At 63.8% G+C, this 2,897-nt stretch carries 1 protein-coding gene and 1 pseudogene; both read right to left on the reverse strand.

From position 1 onward, the window contains the following. Positions 1–528: 528 nt before the first annotated feature. Positions 529–1,431: pseudogene (locus VEK15_27200) on the reverse strand (alpha/beta hydrolase). 148 nt (positions 1,432–1,579) lie between these two features. Beyond that, the coding region (locus VEK15_27205; protein ID HXV64416.1) for a sigma 54-interacting transcriptional regulator at positions 1,580–2,897 on the reverse strand (1,318 nt) is incomplete at its 5' end.

Here is a 2,897-nt window from a genome sequence, read left to right on the forward strand (position 1 = left end):
CGCTGTCCATCGCACCACTCAGAGAAAAGGTCACCTCCCATGCGCTCCCCGAGCGGTGAATTCGGTATGTCAACGGCAATGCTCCGCGTCGCTACCGCAGGGACGCCGTGGGCCCGAGCCGGCGTCGAGGTACTCGGTGCCCGAGGGTCCGAAACCCGTTATTTGCACGACCACCGGTTCGGCGCGGGTCTCGGCAAAATGGGCGCGATGGGGCGGTTCGGTGTAGTAGCTTCCCGCCGGTAGCTCTTTCAGATCAGAAGCCTCGAACCGAGGGCCGTAGCCGAGGTACCAGGTTCCCGAGACGACGGTGGCAACGCGATCGTCCGGATGATCGTGTGCCGCGATCCTGGTATTGGCCGGGACGTACAGCATGATTGTGTAGAGACCTGGCCGATCCGGATCCCCCTTCAGGACGGCCGTCCGGATGCCGGTGGCCCCGGAGGTTCCCGTGCCCGGGCCGGTTCCCTCGGAGAACTCGAATTCCTCGGGCGTGGTCCGGCGCTCACCGGCTCCGGGTTGGCGCTCATCGAGAAAATCGCGGACGAGCGCCACGGTCACCGCCGTATTCTCCTCCATCAACCAGTGCCCGGCTCCCGGAACGATGGCTTCGCGCACATCGGTCGCAGCGTTGCGCATGACCACCGCCATGACCCGACCGAAGGATTTCTCTCCGCCCACGGCCAGGACCGGCATGGTCAGCTTGGTCTGCTGGGAGATTCTGTTGTCTTCCGCATCCTTCGAAAAGGCCGCGAACTGAGCGAACCCGGCGCGCATCGCCCCCGGCTGCGCATAGAGCGCGGCATAATGTCCGCGAGTGGCCTCGTCTATCTTGGAGGGATCCGCCGCAAACTCGTTCCAGAAGCGATCGAGGAAGATGCGCTCGCGACCCTCGACCAGCCGCTCGGCGTCGGGACCTCCGAAGGAAAAGTGCCAGAGAGCCGGACTGCGGATGATCTCGTCCCAGGGATCGATGCCGGGGATCGGTGCATCCATCACGACCAGGCGATCGACCGTCTCCGGGTATCGCGCGGCGTAGGCGTAAGCGACCATGTTGCCGATGTCGTGCCCAACCACCGCGGCACGGTCCTTTCCGAGGGCGGTGACCACGGCACGGATATCCGCGGCTTGAGTCTTCTTGTCGTAGCCGACTTCCCGATGAGATGAGCGTCCCATCCCGCGGAGGTCGGGAATGATCACGGTGTGAGTCTTTTCCAGCTCGGCGGCCAGCGGTCCCCACATGTCGCCCGTGTTGGCGTAACCGTGAATGAGCAGGGCCACGGGTCCCGACCCGCCCGACCGAACGAAGATATCCGCTCCAGAGGCGGTCGCGATGGTCTCGGTCTTGAACGTCGAGGGCACCGACGGTTGCGCGCCCGCCCCACGTCCTGTCAACGCTATACCGAGTGCAATCGTGGTGAACAAAGCCTTCATTTCAGTGGTCATATGGTTTCGCCTCCCTGGGTCGTAGCGAAGAGAGCAATTCCCGCGCCAGCGCTAAGTGACTGCATAGACGGAGGGGCGAACGATTGACGATGACGAGGTTCCGCCAATTGGCGAGTTTTCGCCAGGCGCGGTGCCCTTAGTCCTGAGGTGGGCTCGCCTTGAAACGGTGCTTGTTGAGTCCGAGAGACCGGATCCTGGACTCGAGAGTCGATCGCGGAATACCCAGTTTCGCGGCCGCGCCGGACGGTCCCGAGACGCGGCCTTTGCTCTCCATGAGCGCCGCCTCGACCATGGCTCGCTCACGCGATCGAAGCTCGTTGTCGAGCGGCCGCTGGACAGGGGACTGGACGGTGGACCGCCCGATCAGCCAGCTTTCATCGACGGACAACCGTTCACTGTCGCAAAGGATCACCGCGCGCTCGATGACGTTCTGAAGCTCGCGGACATTTCCCGGCCAGGGATAGGACTGCAGCAGATCGAGGGCCTCTCGTTCAATGCCGGTGATTTTCTTGCCCGCGCGCTTGGCGAACCGGTAGACGAAGTACTCCACCAGAAGTGGGATATCAGCCGGACGCTTGCGGAGCGCCGGCACTTCGAGCGGGAGCACGTTCAAGCGATAGAACAGGTCGGGCCGGAACGACCTTTCGACCACCGCGGCCTGCAGGTCGCGATTCGTGGCGGCAATCACGCGCACGTCGACTCGAATCGGCCGGCTGCCGCCAATCCGTTGGAACTCCCGCTCCTGCAACACACGCAACAGGGCCACCTGGGTATCGGCGGGCAGCTCGCCGACCTCGTCGAGAAAGATCGTCCCCCCATCCGCGAGCTCGAACGCCCCTTTCCTTTGCTGGAGGGCGCCGGTGAAGGCACCGCGCTCATGACCGAACAATTCGGACGTGATGAGTGATGCGGGCACCGCGGCGCAGTGGATGCTGACGAAGGCCCGCGCCGAGCGCGCCGAGCGCTTGTGAATCGCGCGGGCCACGAGCTCCTTGCCCGTCCCCGTTTCGCCGGTGATGAGCACCGTGGAGTCCGTCGGTGCTACCTTTTCCAGCTGAACGAGAACCTTGCGGAGCGCGTCCGAAGAGCCGACGATTTCTTCGAACATGGAGGCGCGGTTGATCTCCTCGCGCAAGACGCGGTTCTCGTTGCGTATCCGCTCTTCCGCGCGTTTCCGATCGTCGATATCCGTACCGGTCGCGTACCAGCGGAGAATGCGACCTCGTTCGTCCACCAGCGGCTTGTAATAAATGAGGAACCACCGGAACTGCCCGTCCTTCCGGCGGGCTCGCATCTCCAATTCGAAGGGCGCACCCTTCTCGAATCCCTGCCGGCGTTGTTCCCCCAAGCGCTCGAGGTCCTCGGGATGAAAGATTCGCAAGCGAAAGTCGTCCCGGGCGACGTCTCCGGCACCGAGACCGCTGTACTCCAGCACCGACTCATTGGCGTACTGG

The organism is Vicinamibacteria bacterium (assembly GCA_035620555.1).
GTDB lineage: Bacteria > Acidobacteriota > Vicinamibacteria > Marinacidobacterales > SMYC01 > DASPGQ01.